The organism is Citricoccus sp. K5, assembly GCF_902506195.1.
GTDB lineage: Bacteria > Actinomycetota > Actinomycetes > Actinomycetales > Micrococcaceae > Citricoccus.
Window position 1 is genome coordinate 2,615,439 of the sequence record NZ_LR732817.1, and the last position, 15,650, is coordinate 2,631,088.

At 70.0% G+C, this 15,650-nt stretch carries 15 protein-coding genes and 1 tRNA gene; 8 read left to right on the top strand and 8 right to left on the bottom strand.

All coding sequences use genetic code 11. The features are described 5' to 3' along the window. Nucleotides 1–230: 230 nt before the first annotated feature. Complete coding sequence (locus BOSE125_RS11700; RefSeq protein ID WP_159552724.1) at nt 231–524, top strand: DUF559 domain-containing protein; 294 nt, start codon at nt 231–233, stop codon at nt 522–524. Between the two features lie 102 nt (nt 525–626). On the opposite strand, the gene dcd is transcribed toward BOSE125_RS11700, so the two are convergent. After that, nucleotides 627–1,208, bottom strand: coding sequence for a dCTP deaminase (dcd, locus tag BOSE125_RS11705; protein ID WP_159552726.1), 582 nt, complete (start codon nt 1,206–1,208; stop codon nt 627–629). A 141-nt stretch (nt 1,209–1,349) separates the two neighbouring features. Between dcd and BOSE125_RS11710 the strand changes: the two genes are divergently transcribed. The 5 genes from BOSE125_RS11710 to BOSE125_RS11730 all read left to right on the top strand — a co-directional run bounded on the left by BOSE125_RS11710 (nt 1,350) and on the right by BOSE125_RS11730 (nt 6,165). Continuing rightward, nucleotides 1,350–1,420 (top strand) — tRNA-Gly (locus tag BOSE125_RS11710). 75 nt (nt 1,421–1,495) lie between these two features. Further along, complete coding sequence (locus BOSE125_RS11715; RefSeq protein ID WP_159555115.1) at nt 1,496–2,506, top strand: AEC family transporter; 1,011 nt, start codon at nt 1,496–1,498, stop codon at nt 2,504–2,506. A 144-nt stretch (nt 2,507–2,650) separates the two neighbouring features. After that, the gene (locus tag BOSE125_RS11720; RefSeq protein ID WP_159552728.1) at nt 2,651–3,844 is read left to right on the top strand and encodes a hypothetical protein; all 1,194 of its coding nucleotides are present in this window, start codon (nt 2,651–2,653) and stop codon (nt 3,842–3,844) included. 178 nt (nt 3,845–4,022) lie between these two features. Further along, nucleotides 4,023–5,345 carry a glycine cleavage T C-terminal barrel domain-containing protein gene (locus tag BOSE125_RS11725; protein ID WP_159552730.1) on the top strand — a complete coding sequence of 441 codons (1,323 nt, stop codon included), beginning with the start codon at nt 4,023–4,025 and terminating at the stop codon, nt 5,343–5,345. Beyond that, entirely contained in the window at nt 5,332–6,165 is an 834-nt protein-coding gene (locus BOSE125_RS11730; RefSeq protein WP_159552732.1) for an IclR family transcriptional regulator, read from the top strand. Before BOSE125_RS11725 ends, BOSE125_RS11730 begins: the two co-directional genes overlap by 14 nt. Before the next feature lie 7 nt (nt 6,166–6,172). On the opposite strand, the gene BOSE125_RS11735 is transcribed toward BOSE125_RS11730, so the two are convergent. The 3 genes from BOSE125_RS11735 to BOSE125_RS11745 all read right to left on the bottom strand — a co-directional run bounded on the left by BOSE125_RS11735 (nt 6,173) and on the right by BOSE125_RS11745 (nt 9,100). Beyond that, nucleotides 6,173–6,316: a hypothetical protein gene (locus BOSE125_RS11735; protein WP_201301192.1), complete on the bottom strand. Its 144-nt coding sequence runs from the start codon at nt 6,314–6,316 to the stop codon at nt 6,173–6,175. A gap of 159 nt (nt 6,317–6,475) precedes the next feature. Next, entirely contained in the window at nt 6,476–6,952 is a 477-nt protein-coding gene (locus BOSE125_RS11740) for a flavodoxin domain-containing protein (protein WP_159552736.1), read from the bottom strand. A 45-nt stretch (nt 6,953–6,997) separates the two neighbouring features. Then, complete coding sequence (locus BOSE125_RS11745; RefSeq protein WP_159552738.1) at nt 6,998–9,100, bottom strand: NHL domain-containing thioredoxin family protein; 2,103 nt, start codon at nt 9,098–9,100, stop codon at nt 6,998–7,000. A gap of 147 nt (nt 9,101–9,247) precedes the next feature. Here BOSE125_RS11745 and BOSE125_RS11750 point away from each other — a divergent pair, with 147 nt between their 5' ends. Beyond that, on the top strand, nt 9,248–9,922 hold the full coding sequence (locus BOSE125_RS11750) for a GntR family transcriptional regulator (RefSeq protein ID WP_159552740.1): 675 nt from the start codon (nt 9,248–9,250) through the stop codon (nt 9,920–9,922). Then, entirely contained in the window at nt 9,919–11,169 is a 1,251-nt protein-coding gene (locus BOSE125_RS11755) for an MFS transporter (RefSeq protein ID WP_236557949.1), read from the top strand. The genes BOSE125_RS11750 and BOSE125_RS11755 overlap by 4 nt, the downstream gene beginning before the upstream one ends. Nucleotides 11,170–11,178: 9 nt before the next feature. Here the strand turns inward: BOSE125_RS11755 and BOSE125_RS11760 are convergent, their stop codons facing one another. From BOSE125_RS11760 to BOSE125_RS11775, 4 genes are all read right to left on the bottom strand, one after another. After that, nucleotides 11,179–11,376: a DUF6480 family protein gene (locus tag BOSE125_RS11760; protein ID WP_236558184.1), complete on the bottom strand. Its 198-nt coding sequence runs from the start codon at nt 11,374–11,376 to the stop codon at nt 11,179–11,181. 228 nt (nt 11,377–11,604) lie between these two features. Beyond that, on the bottom strand, nt 11,605–12,567 hold the full coding sequence (locus BOSE125_RS11765) for a hypothetical protein (RefSeq protein WP_159552744.1): 963 nt from the start codon (nt 12,565–12,567) through the stop codon (nt 11,605–11,607). Then, nucleotides 12,564–14,669 carry a cytochrome c oxidase assembly protein gene (locus BOSE125_RS11770; RefSeq protein WP_159552745.1) on the bottom strand — a complete coding sequence of 702 codons (2,106 nt, stop codon included), beginning with the start codon at nt 14,667–14,669 and terminating at the stop codon, nt 12,564–12,566. Before BOSE125_RS11770 ends, BOSE125_RS11765 begins: the two co-directional genes overlap by 4 nt. 77 nt (nt 14,670–14,746) lie before the next feature. Then, nucleotides 14,747–15,631, bottom strand: coding sequence for a copper resistance CopC family protein (locus BOSE125_RS11775; protein ID WP_159552747.1), 885 nt, complete (start codon nt 15,629–15,631; stop codon nt 14,747–14,749). Nucleotides 15,632–15,650: the final 19 nt, after the last annotated feature.

Here is a 15,650-nt window from a genome sequence, read left to right on the forward strand (position 1 = left end):
GCACACGCCCTTCACCCGCGCTGAGGCACGTCGCCATGGCGTCAGCAGGAAGCGTCTCGAGGCACGGGACATCGTTCGCCTCGGACAGGACGATCCATCTGACGTGGTGTGGTGGGACTGGCGCGGCCCAGCGCAAGGGCATCACGGGCCATCGCTCACCGGTGCCAGAAGAGGATCGGGTGCGGTTCCGGCGGCTGCCACTGACCAGCCCGGCGAGAACCTGGGTGGACATGGCCAGTCTCCTGGACCTCACCGACCTCATCATCCTGGGGGATCCCAGCGACCGCTTGGCCCCAACGGCAGACCTGGGTTACCGAGATCAGAAGATTGCCATCCAGTACGACGGAAGACACCATCGCACGGCATCACAGCAGGCCTCCGATGCCTACCGAGACGCGTGGTTCCAGGAACGCGGATGGCTCGTGATCCGCCTGACGTCGCTCGCCCTCGGCCAGGGTTTCAGTCGCTTGATCCAAGTGGTTCGCCGCCGGTTCGAGGCTCATGGCAACTCAGCCACGGCGTAGGGCACCGCTTGATCATCAGTTGCTGGATTCGACCCCCGTCACCGGGTCAAACACCGGGCACGGATTCAGCATCTGATCCGTAGAGCTGGCAAGGCGACCCCGTCAACGTTCGATGACGGTCCGGTGGAAGTTCTGGTGCGAGCGGGACGCCGTGGGGCCGCGCTGTCCCTGGTAGCGGTTCAGGTAGGGGCCGGAGCCGTAGGAGTGCTCGGCCGGCGAGGACAGCCGGAAGAAGCAGAGCTGGCCGATCTTCGAGCCGGGCCACAGCTTGATCGGCAGGGTCGCCATATTGGACAGCTCGAGCGTCACATGCCCGGAGAAGCCGGGGTCGATGAAGCCGGCGGTCGAGTGCGTCAGCAGGCCCAGGCGGCCCAGCGAGCTCTTGCCCTCCAGGCGCGCGGCGACGTCATCCGGCAGGGTGACCTGCTCATAGGTGGAACCCAGCACGAACTCCCCCGGGTGCAGGATGAACGGTTCCTCGGGATCCACCTCGACCAGCCGGGTCAGTTCTTCCTGCGGTTCGGCCGGGTCGATGTGCGCGTACTTGTGGTTGTCGAAGAGCCGGAAGAACCGGTCAAGGCGGACGTCCACGCTGGAGGGCTGGACCATGTCAAGCACCAAGGGGTCCAGCTGGATGCGTCCGGCGCCGAGTTCGGCCCTGATATCGCGATCTGAGAGAAGCACGTACCCAAGGTAGCGCAGGGCCCACCAAGGTACAGAAGCAGTGCAGAGGCGGACACCGCCTGGACTCCGTGTCCGGCAGTGACCTGCGGGGGAATCCGTGTAAGCTGGACTGCGCGTGACAGGCCGACCAGGCTGTGTCCTGCGGGCGTAGCTCAATGGTAGAGCGCTTGCTTCCCAAGCAAGATACGCGGGTTCGATTCCCGTCGCCCGCTCTCTTTCTGCCCGGGGTGCGCCCGATCCGGCCGGATCCAGCCTCAGGAGCGGAACCGCAGAGGAAGGGGATGCCGGTGCTGGAGGTCATCTCCGGATTCACGGTCGTCTGGGTGATCATCCTGGTCGGCTACGTCACCGGCCGTTCGAAGGTCCTCGGTGACCATGGTCAGCCGGTCCTGTCACGTCTCGCCTTCTTCGTGGCCAGCCCCGCACTGCTCTTCGACACGCTCTCCACCGCTGACGTGCAGTCCGTGCTGGGCCCGCAGCTGCTGGTCGCAGGCATCTCCGCCTTCGCCGCCGCTGGCCTCTACCTCCTGCTGGCACGGTTCATCCTGCCGAAGCGTGACGGCTCGGAGACCGTCATCGGCGCCCTGAGCGCCTCGATGGTCAACTCCGCCAACCTCGGCATCCCCATCGCCGCCTATGTCCTCGGCGATGCCGCCCTCGCCGCCCCGGTGCTGATCTTCCAGCTCGCCATCTACACCCCCATCTACGTGGCGTCGCTGGACTCGACCACCCTGGCCGAGGCCCGCCGCCGCGCGGATGCGGAAGGCCCATCAGGGCACGACGCCGGCCGCTCGCCCGGTCCGAAGCGGCCGCCCAACCGGTGGGTCGCCTTCTGGCGGCAGGTCGGCCACATCGCGGTGAATCCGATGATCATCGGATCGGTGCTCGGACTGGTCTTCTCAGCAACCGGGTGGGTCCTGCCGGAGCCGATCGCCGAATCCATCAGTTTGATCGCCGGGGCGTCCATCCCGGCCATGCTGGTGGCGTTCGGCATGTCCCTGGTAGGTTCCAAGCCCTTCGAGAAGGCTGCCGGCCGCCGGCCGGACGTGGCACTGGCCTCCGCCATCAAGCTGCTGATCCATCCGCTGCTCGCGTGGGTCGTGGCCGGGCCGCTGTTCGGGATGGAGGGCAACGAGCTGCTGATCGCGGTCGTCCTGGGCTCCCTGCCCACGGCGCAGAACGTGTTCGTCTCGGCCTCCCGCTATGAGACCGGCATGGTGGCCTCGAAGGACACGATCCTCATCACCACCATCGTGGCGATCCCGGCCATGATCGCCGTCGCACTGATCTTCGCCTGAGCGCTGCCCGCCACAGCCGAACGAGCCAGGACGCCACGAACGCCACGACGTACGCCGGGTCTCCGCAGGCCACCAGCACCAGGATCACCACGAGGGCGCGTAGCGCTGCGACGAGTACAGGCGGCCCATCCTAGGATGGCAGTCATGCCAAAGGTCAGAGACGCCACCGGGACCGACGGTCGGCCGGCGCAGGACGGACCCGGAGGACGAGACGCCGCCGCAGCGGGGAACCGCCGCAGGCGAACACTGGGCCCGGCCTGGGCCTGGTGGGGCGGAGGCGCCGCGTTGTCGCTGGTGGCCGGGGGCATCGCGATCACCACGGTGAACACCACGGTCTACTCCCCCGAATCCCAGGTCGAGGACTACCTGGCAGCGCTGACAGCAGGCGAGGGCGGGACCGCTGTGGCCCTGGCCTCCGGCGACGGTTCCGCTGGTTCGCCAGCCGAACTGGCGCCCGGCACAGCCACAGACCTGCTGCAGGGCGAACCGTTGATCTCCGGCATGGCGGCCCTCGGAGACCTCACCGTCTCCCGCGGTGAGGACACGCCGGACGGCCGGTCAACAGAGGTCCTGGTCGGTTACACCGTGGACGGCGAGGAGCACAGCACCACCTTCACGGTGGAGAGGACCGGCCGCGACTGGCTCTTCTTCGACCGGTGGCGGATGGCGGAGGTTCCCGTGCAGTCGGTCCAGGTGGTGCCGACTCCGTTGCCGCCCGAAGCCGCGTCCGGTCCGCTGACCGCCTCAGTGAACGGCGTCCAGGCGCCCCTGGTGGCCGAGCAGGAGGAGACGCCCGGACGGACCTTCGCGGTACTGCCCCCGATGGTGGTGGAGGCCAGCTTCGAGAGCGCCTACCTGCAGGCCGAGCCAGCCCGGCTGGTCGTGGACCACACCGCAGCCGGGGGCACAGACGCTGAGGCCAGCACCACCGACCCGTCGGCAGATTCCCTCACGCTGGACCTGGCGCTGCAGTACACGGACGCCGTCTCCGCCGAGGTCAACGAGCAGCTGGACCGCTTCCTCTCCGGATGCACGGAGCAGAAGGTCCTCAACCCCGCGGGCTGCCCCATGGGTTATGACACGGTGAATCGGATTCCGCCGGAGTCGATCACCTGGTCCATGGCCGGCGACCCCCAGGCCAGCGTGCACGAGCTGCCTGCCCAGGGCGACGATCCCACGGCGGTGGCACCAGTGGAGGCAGAGGCCATCCTGTCCCTGAGCGAGATCGACCTGGTGACCGGGGAACAGCACACGGTCGAGCACCGCGAACCGTTCACGCTGGAAGCCGACCTCACCGTCACCCCGGACTCGGTGCGCTACACGCCGAACGTTCCCTGAGGCCGTCGGGCACACCGACGGGACAGCACCTCTTCCCCGGGACTTTCGCCGCCGCTACGGTGGTCGCACCAGATGCGCATGACGGAACGGTGTTCATGATGCGCAACGTCTGGCGAGGCGGTCCGGCCGTCGCCGCGGCAGCCTCCCCGCCGCCCACAGCGCCCAGAGGATGACCCCCATGCAGAACACCCACCCCAACGTCCCCTCGATCGATCAACGTGACCGCACCGTCCCGATCAATCTCCGGCAGTCCGGTCCGACCCCGGTCCAGATGCTGATCGACACCCGCGTCCGCAAATCGCCCTATTGGCACCTGTCCATGGAGGCCGGCTGCTGGCGGGCCTCGGTCTACAACCGCATGTACCACCCGCGCGGCTACGTCCGGCCGGAGGAGGGCGGGATGATGGCCGAGTACGACTCGCTCGTGAACCACGTGACGATGTGGAACGTGGCAGTGGAGCGGCAGATCCGGGTCCAGGGCCCCGGTGCCGAGGACTTCGTGAACTTCGTCATCACCCGTGACGCCACCAAGATCCCCGTCATGCATGCCCGCTACGTCATCCTCTGCAACGAGGACGGCGGGATCCTCAACGATCCGGTCCTGCTGCGCGTGGCCCAGGACGAGTTCTGGTTCAGCCTTTCGGACTCTGACCTGATGTTCTGGCTTCAGGGCGTCAACGTCGGCCGCCGGTTCGAGGTGGACATCCGCGAGATCGACGTCTCGCCGGTGCAGATCCAGGGCCCGAAGTCGGTGGACCTGATGGCGGACCTGTTCGGCCCGGCCGTGGCCGAGCTGCCGTCCTACGGCCTGCTGGCCGGTGATGTGGGCGGCTGCCCCGTCATCGTCTCCCAGACCGGCTTCAGCGGGGAGAAGGGCTACGAGATCTACCTGACGGACTCCACGCTGCACGCAGAGACCCTGTGGAACACGGTCCTGGAGGCCGGCAGGCCCCACCAGCTGGCCGTCGTCGCCCCGGCGCACCACCGCCGGATCGCGGCCGGGATCCTGTCCTGGGGCCAGGACATGGACCAGGAGACCCTGCCCTTCCAGGCCAACCTCGGCTATCAGGTCCCCCGGCAGAAGTCCGCGGACTACATCGGCAAGGCTGCCCTGGAGGAGGCTCGGCGCCAGCTCGAAGCCGGCACCCCGCCCTACACCCACCAGCTGGTGGGCCTGCGGCTGGGTGGCAAGCCCATCGAGGACTATGCGCCGGACTTCTGGCTCATCAGCCCCACGCACGACGGCGGCGCGGGCGAGCCGGTCGGCTACGTCACCTCCCCCTGGTTCTCACCAGAGCTCGGCCAGAACATCGCCATGGGCTACGTGCCGGTGGACTTCACCGGGATGGGGACCCAGCTGTGGGTCCAGCTGCCGGACGAGTACTCCGATGTCCCGGGCAGCCCCGTGGCCGCCGAGGTGGTCGAGGTCCCCTTCCGGCCCTCCGTCAACCCGAACCAGCGCGAGATCCTCCGCCAGCGGGGGTTGGATGCCGCCGTTTGAGGATGAGGGCGGTGTCCGGCCCGGGCCGTACACCGCCAATGCCGCCGTCAACGGTGGTGTCGCCTCCGGGGTGCAGTCAGTGGACCGGGCCGCCACCGTCCTGCAGATCCTCGCCCGGGAAGGCCGGGCCGGGGTCAGCGAGATCGCCGCGGAGATGGGGATCCACAAGTCCACGGTGTCCCGCCTGCTCGGCGCCCTGGTGTCACGGGAACTGGTGCAGCAGGACCATGACCGCGGCAAGTACCAGCTGGGGTTCGGCGTCCTGCGCCTGGCCGCCGCCATCCCGGGGCGGTTGAACCTGGTGCAGGAGGCCGGCCCCCTGCTGCAGGATCTCGCCACCGCGGTGAAGGAGACCGTGAACCTGGCCGTGCTCCGCTCGGGCTACGCCGTCAACGTGGACCAGGCCCTCGGCCCGTCCACGCTGGCCACCCAGGACTGGATCGGCAGCCTGACGCCATTGCATGCCACAGCCTCAGGCAAGGTGCTGCTGGCGGCCCTGTCCACGGAGGACCGCCGGCAACTGCTGCAGGGGACCCGCCTGCCGCGGTTCACCGCCCGGACGATCACGTCACGGGCCCGGCTCGAGGAGGAGTTGCTGCAGGCGGCGCACGCCGGGCACGCCGTGACCCGGGAGGAGTACGAGATCGGGCTGTCCTCGGTGGCCGTCCCGGTCCACGACCACCGGGGCGCGGTGATCGCGAGCATCAGCGTGTCCGGCCCGGCCTTCCGTTTCTCCCCCGACGGCGATTCCTCGGTGCTGGAGGCCCTGCACCGGACCGGCCTGGCCGCCAGCCGGCGGATGGGGTATTCGGCCGGCTGACCCGGCCTCACCCGCGGAGCCGGGCCCCCTCCGGGTCCACCAGCGGCTCGGCGGTCTCGAGGCCGCCGACCGGGTTGAACGCTGATTCCCCGGTACGGGGGTGGATCAGCGAGGCGAGATTGGACTGTGTGTAGGCGGCCAACCGGGTCATGGCCCGGGAGGGGTTGGTCTGGAAGACGAGACCGGGGGGGACTTCGAGAGTGTGTTCATGTTCCGCATCCCTCAACGGCGTTCACGTCCTGCAACCGTGGACCCCGGTGAGGGATGCGTCAAGGAATCCCGGCACCCCCGAACTACCGGAGGTCGAGAATCAGTGGGCGCCGCGGTCGGACAGCGACTTGCCCCAGGCCTCGATGGCTTCCCAGTTGCGGAAGTCACCGTACTGGCCCTTGACCAGCTTGATGCTCAGCTTGTCCAGGAAGCCGAGCTTCTCCTCCGTCAGGGCGCCGCGCAGGTAGGCGGTGTCCCGGGGCCCGTAGGAATCGATGGTGGCCTGCAGCCGCGGGTTGATCGAGGGCGCGGCGCCGGAGGCGAGGATGAACAGGGACTTGTCCGCCAGCTCGGCGCGGTGGGTGTCCAGGAACGCCTTGCCGGTCTTGTCCAGTGCATCACGGTAGATCGGCAGGGCCACCACCACGGCGTCGACCGTCGCGAGCCACTTCGGGGCGTCCTTCGGGTGCTCCACCACGGTGGTCACGCCCTTGTTCACGCGCAGGACCTTGGCGATCCGTTCGGCGATCTCTCGGGTGGAACCGTGCTGTGAGGAGGCTACAACCAGGGTGGTCATGGGACATCTGCCGCCTTCGGGTGTCGGGTGCGGTGCTGGCGCTTGTCAGTGTATCCCGCGCAGGTCCAGGTCCAGACGGGTCTCCGGCAATGTCGCCGCCTCGGTCGCGGCTTCGGTCACACCGGTTCCGGAGTGCACGGTCACCGGGATGCCCCAGTCCTGCTGGTAGAGGTGGCAGGCGGCGTGGTCCGGGATCGGCTGGCCCTTCTCGCCGTCGCAGGAGGCGGCGCGTGCGGTGATGTGCAGGACCCCCTCGGCCACGTCCGGGTTGATCCGCAGGGTGCGGTGCAGTCCGGTGGAGGTGCCGTCGCCACCCAGGAGCAGGTTCTCCGGGGAGGACGAGATCTTCAGCTGCGTGGGGTCGCCCCAGCGGTCGTCCAGTTTCTGCCCGGTCGGTGCCTTGAACGCCACGGCCAGCTCCACGTCCCCGGCGGCGATGGCGGTCCGGGGACGCTGGGTCTGCAGCGCGCCCTCGTCCACCTGCAGGTACTCGTCCGGCACGGACAGCCGCACCAGGTGGTGGGCGTTGGTCTCCACCACCACGATCGAGGCGGGGTTCCCGTCGGCGTCCGGTTCGACCAGGATGTCCGAGGGCTCCTTCAGGCCGCGGGCCACGGTGGACACCTCGGCCTCGGTGGCGCGGCCATCAGCGGCCACCCCGGCCGGGGCATACCGGCGGATGGCCCCGTTGTAGGTGTCCGCTACCAGCACGGACCCATCCGGCAGTGCGGCCACGCCCAGCGGGTGCTGGAAGCGTGCCTGCTCGGCGGCCCCGTCCCGGAAGCCGAAATCGAACAGGCCGGTCCCGACGGCGGAGCTCACCTGGCGCTCCCGAGCTTCCGCGCCGATGGCCGGGGTGATCGAGCGCAGGGCGGAGGACTCGGAGTCCGCCAGCCACAGGGTGCCGTCGGCCGACTCGGCCAGCCCGGAGGTCTGGGCGAACCAGGCCACGTCCGGGGCTCCGTCCTCCAGGCCCTCCAGTCCGGTCCCGGCGTAGACGGCGAGCTCCGCTGTGCGGGGGTCGAAGCTGAAGATCTGGTGGGTGCCGGCCATGGCCACGATGAGGGTGTCCTCGGCGGTGGACCAGAGAACGTCCCACGGGCTGGACAGGGAGGTCTGCAGCGGGTCGGTGCCGAACGGCTCGAGGGAGACCGTCTCCTCCGGGTTCTCCGGGTCCGCGGCCACGCGCGCCCGCTCCGGGTCGATCAGCCGCTGGACGCCATTGCCGGCCAGCGTCCGGACGGAACCGTCCGCCAGGCTCACCCCCCGCAGACGGTGGTTGACGGTGTCCGCCACCACCACGTCATAACCCACCGCGGTGGCGACGCCCTCGGGCAGCAGCGCCAGCCCCTGGGGCTCGTTGAAGCGCACGGTCTCCGGGCCGCCGTCGTCGGTCCCCTTGGACCCGGCGCCCTCGGCGACCGCACCGCCGATGGTGCGCACCACCGTGGTGAGGTCCCCGGCCAGCTCCACGAGACGGTGGTGGCCGGTGTCCGCCACCAGGAAGGTGCCGGGCTGCGAGCCTCGGGCTCCCAGGGCGATGGCCTTGCCGGGGAACTTCAGGTCACGGGCCACCGGTTCTGGCGGGACGTAGGGGCCGTTGCCACGGTGCAGTGTGCCCTTGGCCTCGTGCTCGGCCACCAGCTCGTCGACGAGCGAGGTCAGTCCGGCCACGTGACCCTCACCGGAGAGGTGCGCGGCGATATAGCCCTCGGGGTCCACCACCACCAGGGTCGGCCAGGCGCGGGCCGAGTAGGCCTGCCACGTGGTGAGGGTCGGATCGTCCAGCACGGGATGCTGGACGTCGTAGCGTTCCACGGCGGCGGCGAGCGCGTCCGGGTCCGCCTCGTGGTCGAACTTGGGCGAGTGCACACCTACGGTCACGAGCACGTCATGGAACTCCGCCTCCAGGGGCCGCAGTTCGTCGAGTACGTGCAGGCAGTTGACACAGCAGAAGGACCAGAAGTCCAGGATGACGATCTTGCCGCGCAGCGACTCCAGGTCCAGCGCCGTGCCGCCGGTGTTCAGCCAGTTGCGGCCGACGAGCTCCGAGGCGCGGACGCGGGACGTGGCCCGCAGCCCGGCGGCACCGGACGCGGCATCTTCGGGGGCTGCTGTGGTGACCGGCTGGTCGGCTGGAGTGCTCATGAAATCCATTCTCGTCTGCGGGCGTCGGGCGATGCCACTTGGTGGCGTCATACAAGGACAACGACGCCGGGCGCCGTCACCATTCCCCGGCCCGTTGCGCGTCCATCTAATGAATGCATCAATGCATGCAAGATGTACGCTGAGTTCGTGACCGAACGCATCCTGCTCCCCTGGCACGACCCCTTGCCCCGCTCTGTGGCCCTCCGCATGGCCGCCTTGACCGCCCAACGCATCGTGGAGGGCCGGCACGAGCCCGGCGAGTTGCTCACGGAAGCCCACTTGGCCGAGGCTGCCGGCGCCAGCCGGACGCCGGCCCGGGAAGCCATGCTGCACCTGCAGTCGTGGGGACTGGTGCGGCTCGCCCCGAAGAAGGGCGGCATCGTCACGGCAGTATCGGGAGGCGAGCGTCGCGATCTGCTGGACCTCCGCGCCATGTGGGAGGTCCGCAGCGTTGAGCTGCTCGCACCGTCTGCCTCCGCGCGCTCCGAACTGGTGGCCGCCTTGCGAGCCAGCCTGGATGACCAGCGGACCGCCCTCGACGCCGGTGACGTCCTGCTCTTCGCCGAGGCGGACTTCGGTTTCCACCTGCGGATCATCGAGTCCGGCGGCAACCGTGTGGTCGCCGAGCTGGCGGCCGCCCTGGGGCCGCGTTTCGCTCGGCTGACCTACCAGGCCGCCAGCGGGGATCTCGATGCCGCCCGCCGATACCACGGCGAACACGAGGACCTGCTCCGACCCATCGAGGCCGGTGATCCCACCGCCTTCGAAGCAGCCGTGCGCCGCCACATCCGCGCCGCCCACTTCCCGGAGGCCCACCGGTGAGCCGGGCGCCCTACGCCGTGACGGAACCCCGCCACCGGGCTCCATGGCTCCGGGTGGCACCGGCGGTGTTCCTGCTGGCCTGGGGAGGCAACCACTTCACGCCCCTGCTGCACCTCTACGAGGAGCTCGGCAACTACTCGCCGTGGCAGGCGAATCTCCTGCTGGGCATGTATGTCTTCGGCCTGGTCCCAGGGCTGCTCGTGGCCGCCGCCCTGTCCGACCGGCACGGCCGGCGCCGCGTGATGCTGGCCGGGGTGGCCGCCGGCACCGCTGGCAGCGTCCTCCTGGGCCTGGGGCTCCACTCGATGACCCTGCTGTGCCTCGGCCGGGCCCTCGCCGGCATCGGCGTGGGCGTGGCCATGTCCGTCGGCGCCTCCTGGATCAAGGAACTGTCCGCACCGCCGCATGACGCCCAGGCCCCGGACGGAGCGGGGTCGCGCCGTCCCTCACTCACCCTGACGCTGGGATTCGCGCTCGGGGCGGGCGTCACCGGTTCATTGGCGCAATGGGCCCCGGCCCCGGCACAACTGCCCTATGCCGTCCACCTGGCACTCATGGCCGGATCCGTTCTCCCGCTGCTGTCGGCACCGGAGACGGTCGGCCGCCGGCAGCAGGCCACCCGGCCGTGGTGGCAGGACCTTCGCGTTCCCTCGGTCGGTCACCACCGGTTCACCCGGCTCGTCCTGCCGGCGGCGCCCTGGGTCTTCGCGGCCGCGGGGGTGGCCTATGCGATCATGCCGGCCATGGTGGGGCCCGGCCTCGGCGACTGGGCGATTCTGTATGCCACGGTGATGACCGTCCTCACGCTCGGTTCCGGCGCCGCCGTCCAGCCCTTCGTGGCCCGCATCGACCGGCGCACTCGCGGCCGCGCCCTGTCCCTCGGGCTCGCCCTCATGGTCCTGGGGATGGTGCTGGCCGTGGTGGCAGGGCTGCTCCGCGACCCGGTCTTCGCCCTGGCCGTGGCCGTGGTGCTCGGCGTGGCCTACGGCACCACCGTGGTCGCCGGGCTGGCCCACGTCCAGGCCATCGCCACGCCGCAAGACCTCGCCGGCCTGACCGGCATCTTCTACGCCCTGGCCTATTCGGGTTTCCTGCTGCCGACCCTGTTGGCCGCGTTGCTGCCGGTTTCTCCCTACCCCGTGTCCCTGGCCGCGGTGGCGGTCCTCTGCATCGCCTGCCTGGCGCTCGTGTCCACGGGGCCGTGGCACGTGGACAGGCGGTCCGCCCCGGAGCCGTCCGGCACGTAGCCCGCCGCGCTACTCCTCGTGACCCTGGTCCCGGCTCATCTGGCCGTCGGCAGGCGGCGTCTCCCCCGGCGGCACGCTTCCACCGCGGTCCAGACCGGTGACGTTCTCCTCCTCCGGGTCCGGGTTCGCGGACTCTGCCTGCTCCTCGGAGTATGTGTCCGCGTCCTCCTCTGCCGGCTTCCCCGGCTGGTTGGCAGCACCGCTCACGCCTTGCTGGGGCTGGTAGGTCCCCCGCTCATCGAGCTCGTTGGTCTCCGTGTCCCGAAAGCTGTCATCGGGTTGTGGCTGGGTCTCGCTCACGGTGTGCTCCTTCGGATTGCTGGTGAGTCGCTGCCTGCGGCCATCCTGGCAGCACCCCCGGCCCGACGTGAACCCCTGTGCACCCCTGTGCACCCCGCCTGAACCCCGCTGAACCCGTGTGAACCTCCGTGAGGTTCAGAGCGCCCCCTCGGCGGCGGCCAGGATCTGCTCGGCGATGGCGGTGAACTCCTCGCCTGCCACCTCCGAGTCGCCGATAAAGGAGACCATGACCACGTGCCCGGCCGTCTGTCCGATCAGCACGTGGGCCGTGGTCTCCGCGCCCCCGCCTGCCGGGGTGCGGGTCCACACCAGGCCGGAATCCACTCCTTCTCCCTCCGATGCGGAGGTCCGGGCGGTGAAGTCGAACGTGGACTGCTGGAGGTTGGAGTCCGTGACGGTCATCGTCAGCTCAGGACAGTCCGCCACGAGCCGCTCGACGTTGGCCAGGTGGTCCTCCACCACGCCGGCGTCCTCGAGGGAGGCGACCTCCACGGTGCCCGTCCCGGCGAACGTCTCAGAACCGAAGTCCAGGCGGGAGGCGTCCGCCCCGGGCATCAGGATGGGCGACCAGTCCACCGCCGTCAGGGGGGACTTGCAGCTGGCCGGCTCCACCGTGGTGCCGGAGGAGTTCGTCTGCCGCAATCGCGCGTCCTCGCGCGTGGCGGCGATCTCGGTGTCCGTGGCGGAGACCTGGTTGGTGAAGCCGAAGCTGGCGGCCCGCTCGGCGGCGGCCCCCACCGCGGCCTGGTCGGCCCGCGCGTCGGCGGCCTCGGTCTCCGAAGGGTCGGTGGAAGCCGTGCCCGACGTCGGCGACCCACCGTCCGCGCCAGCCCCGCCTTCCGCTCCATCTCCGTTCTGGGCGTCGGCACCAGCGGTGGGCATGGCGCTACCGGACGGATTCTCCGAGGTGATCCCGTGCGGGTTGGCGGGGACGCCGGCGTCGTTCCCCTCCTGGTCACTGACACCGCCCGAACAACCGGCGAGGACGAGCATCCCGGCCAGGCCCAGGGCGGCTATCCGAGCACCCGGGCGGTGCAGCCGGCGGGAGCCGAGGATGGGCCGGATGACCGGGGTCTGGCGGGGGGAACGCGTGGTCATCGGCGGGGCTCCTCGTTGTCGGCAAGTTCTTGGTACATGCGGTTCCAGGCCTTGAGTTCGGCCTCGTCGTTGAGGTCGGCCTTGCGGTCCAGCCGCTTGGTCTCCTTGGCGTCCGTGCGAGACCACATCACGGCCACCGCCACGGCCATGAGCACCGTGGGCACCTCGCCGATCCCCCACATCACGGCGCCGCCGATCTGCTGGTCGGCGATGGCGGAGGGCCCCCAGTCGCGTCCCGTGGAACCGAACCATGAGGCCTGGAGGAGGGATTCGGAGGAGGTCATGGCCACGCCGATGAACGCGTGGAACGCCATGGTGGCCAGCAGGATCACCAAGCGGAGCGGGTAGAGCGCCTTGCGCGGCAACGGATCGATCCCGATCATCACCGAGGCGAAGATGTAACCGGTCAGCAGGAAGTGCACGTTCATGAACTCGTGCCCGAGGTGCTCCTGGAGCGAGAAGCCGAAGAACGGCGTGTAGTAGAACACCAGGATCGAACCGGCGAAGTTCACGGCGGCCACCACCGGGTTGGTGATGAACCGGCCGAAGGGCGAGTGCACGATCCACAGGATCCACTCGCGAGGACCGCGGGTGCCGTCCGTGCGGCTGGGCAGGGAGCGCAGGGCCAGGGTGACGGGGGCACCGAGCACCAGGAACATCGGCGAGATCATGGTCAGCGTCATGTGGGCCACCATGTGGGCACTGAACAGCACCTGGCCGTAGATCGCCGGGGAGCCGGAGGTCACCCAGAACAGGATGGTCAGGCCGGCCACGAAGGAGATCGTGCGCAGTACGGGCCAGCGGTCACCGCGGCGGTGCAGCCGGATGGTGGCGCGTACGTACCAGAGCACCAGGAACGCGATGATGGCGACCCACAGCCAGTCGAAGCGCCACTGCGTGAACCAGGTCTGGAAGGTCAGTTCCGGGGGCAGGTCGTAGCCCGTGAGGATGCGGGCCGGAGAGGCATCCGGGGCGATCTCCTCGGGGACAGGCGGAGAAGTGCGGGAGAGGACGGTGGCGAGTCCCATGATCGCCGCCATGATGGCCGCCTCCACCGCGATCAGCTGCCAGAGCAGGCGCTTGGCGGCCGGCGGCGGGGCGGTGGTGCCGGTGGCCAGCCGCGGGATGACCCACAGCCGGTGCATCAGGCCGATCAGGCCGAGCAGCACGGAGCCCACGAGCTTGGCCAGCACCAGCACGCCATAGGGACTGGCGAGCTGCTCCAGCGTGTTCATGCGGATGGCGGCGTTGACCACTCCGGACAGGACCACGGTGGCCAGTCCCAACCCGGCCAGGAGCGAGTAGCGGCTGACCACGGTGTAGATCAGCGGTTCAGGGCCCTGCCGGTGGGCGGAGGGCTTGCCGCTGGCGCCGTCCGGACCGTGCAGCTTCGGGGAGACCAGGGCCAGGACGATCAGCCCGCCGATCCAGACGACCACCCCGAGCAGGTGCAGACCGATCGAGTTGACGGCCCCGTTGTGGTCATCCCCGGAGGCCGAGTGGCCGATCAGGGCCAGGGGCACGATGCCGACCAGGCCGAGCAGGGCGGTCCAGGCCAGGCCGACCGTGGAGCGGACGGCCAGGGTCAGCGAGGTGATGACGGCGGCCAGGACCGTCACCACGGTCCAAGCCTGGCCCACCGAGATGTCCTGCAGGTAGCCGACGAGGCCGGAGGTGAACGACGCGCTGGGGTCCAGCGGCATGCCGGCGAGGTCCGAGTAGGACAACACGAGAACGGCGAGGGCGGACAGCGTCCAGACCACGGAGGCCGCGGTGGCCACCTGCATCAGCCGGGTGAAGGCCGGATGTTCGCCGCCCTGCCCACTGTGGGCGCGCTGGCCCCGGGTGGGCGGCATGATGGCACAGGCGAAGATCAGCGCGCCGACCGCGGTGGGCATGGCCAGGTTGTTGACCATCTCGGCCACCGGCAGTCCCCAACGGGTCAGGGCCCCGGGGTCGGAGAGCTGGTCCACGGCCAGGATGCCCGTCCAGGCGGCGGCCAGCACCAGGCTGACCGCGCCGACGACTCCGGCCACGGGCCATAGCCACACCGGTGCGGAGGTGCCCCGCTCAACGGTTGGGGAAGATTTCACAGTATCCATTCTCTCGCAGGTGGTTCCTGCCGGTGGGGGCCCGGGGCGGAGGTGCCCCGGGCCCCCCGGTGCGGTGCCGTGACAGATCAGCGGTCGCTGGCCCCCGAGTCGTTCGATCCTCCGTCAGGACCGTTGGTACCGTCCTCGCCATCGATACCGTCGGTTCCGTCGGTGCCGTTGCCGGTACCGCCTTGACGGCCCGCGGAGCCGGTGCCGATGGCCCTGGCCTTGCGGAACACCATCAGCATGGCGACCACGACGACGAGGACGCCACCGATGGCCGCAGGCCAGACCCAGCCCGCAACGGGGCCGGAGGGTGCCTGGCTGTCCTCGGCGGTGGCCTCGCCGGACGCCGGGTCGGTGGCCGCGGTGCCGGGTTCGGCGGTGGCCGCCGTGGTCGCCGTGGCTGCCGTGGTCGCGGAACCCGTAGCATCCGCGCCGGTGCCGGTGCCGGCATCACCCGGCGTGGTCTCTGATGAGGCCGGTGCGTCCGGGTTCGGCACCCCGCAGTCCTCCGGGGCGGCCGCTTCGGGGGCGGAGGGGTCCTCGAGGGTGAACTCGTACCCCTTCTCCTCGGAGTGGCCGTCTGAATACACGACGCGGTAGTCCACCGTGTATTCGCCGTTGGGCAGGCCCTCGCACAGGGCAGCGGTGAGGCTCGGGCCAGTGACCTGGGCTTCTCCGTCCTGCCACTGGTGGCCGTCCTCGTCCGTGACCGTCACGAGGTTCTGGATGCCCTGGCCAGTGGTCAGGTTCCCGGAGAATTCCAGGCCGATCTCGGCCGGGGCCTCGAGGACGGCGGTGCCGGCCTCCGGGGTGGCGGACAGCAGCTGGTCATGCGCTGCCGCCGGGGTGGCCGTGGCCAAGGCGAGCAGCGCGGCGGCCGAGAGGGCCGCCGTGCCGGCGCCGATGCCGCGGGCGCGCCAGGTACGCAGGGGTCGTGCAGGGGTGGTGGTTCTGTGAGTGCTCATGGTGTCCTTCACAGCCCGG

What these genes read in the sequence shown, in the direction of transcription:
- BOSE125_RS11700 (WP_159552724.1), top strand. Translation starts at nt 231, where the DNA reads ATGGCCAGTCTCCTGGACCTCACCGACCTCATCATCCTGGGGGATCCC.
- BOSE125_RS11735 (WP_201301192.1), bottom strand. Translation starts at nt 6,316, where the DNA reads ATGACCCGGTTGGCCGCCTACACACAGTCCAATCTCGCCTCGCTGATC.
- BOSE125_RS11725 (WP_159552730.1), top strand. Translation starts at nt 4,023, where the DNA reads ATGCAGAACACCCACCCCAACGTCCCCTCGATCGATCAACGTGACCGC.
- BOSE125_RS11720 (WP_159552728.1), top strand. Translation starts at nt 2,651, where the DNA reads ATGCCAAAGGTCAGAGACGCCACCGGGACCGACGGTCGGCCGGCGCAG.
- BOSE125_RS11775 (WP_159552747.1), bottom strand. Translation starts at nt 15,631, where the DNA reads ATGAGCACTCACAGAACCACCACCCCTGCACGACCCCTGCGTACCTGG.
- BOSE125_RS11740 (WP_159552736.1), bottom strand. Translation starts at nt 6,952, where the DNA reads ATGACCACCCTGGTTGTAGCCTCCTCACAGCACGGTTCCACCCGAGAG.
- BOSE125_RS11745 (WP_159552738.1), bottom strand. Translation starts at nt 9,100, where the DNA reads ATGAGCACTCCAGCCGACCAGCCGGTCACCACAGCAGCCCCCGAAGAT.
- BOSE125_RS11770 (WP_159552745.1), bottom strand. Translation starts at nt 14,669, where the DNA reads ATGGATACTGTGAAATCTTCCCCAACCGTTGAGCGGGGCACCTCCGCA.
- BOSE125_RS11730 (WP_159552732.1), top strand. Translation starts at nt 5,332, where the DNA reads ATGCCGCCGTTTGAGGATGAGGGCGGTGTCCGGCCCGGGCCGTACACC.
- BOSE125_RS11765 (WP_159552744.1), bottom strand. Translation starts at nt 12,567, where the DNA reads ATGACCACGCGTTCCCCCCGCCAGACCCCGGTCATCCGGCCCATCCTC.